At 47.2% G+C, this 299-nt stretch carries 1 protein-coding gene; it reads right to left on the reverse strand.

The window, feature by feature from the left end; all coding sequences use genetic code 11:
- A partial coding sequence (locus tag AB4585_RS24290) for an arginine deiminase family protein (RefSeq protein ID WP_372171311.1) occupies positions 1–299 on the reverse strand: 299 nt, incomplete at both ends.

A 299-nucleotide genomic window follows, 5' to 3' on the forward strand; every position in this document is an offset into this window, starting at 1 on the left:
TTGTCGTAGTGCTCATTTTCATTTCCGAGATAGTTTTCAAAACTTTGCTTGGCGAAGGTCGGGTGCCAACGATAAATAGCTCGAAGATGGTTGGTTTCTCTCTTTCTGGCCTTCTTCATCATTGGGTTTAGCGAGACACCGCCATAGATCCAACAGGAGGTATCGCGAGTGAATAAATGGTTGGGCAGTGGGTCAATAACAAAATCCAGTGCCTTGTGCATCTTCGGCAGTATTGACGTCGAAGTTATGGACAGCTCTGAATAGGCAAGACCGCCAGTGAGTACGGTGGCGAGATGATC

Source organism: Vibrio sp. 10N.222.49.C9 (assembly GCF_041474985.1).
Lineage (GTDB): Bacteria > Pseudomonadota > Gammaproteobacteria > Enterobacterales > Vibrionaceae > Vibrio > Vibrio crassostreae_C.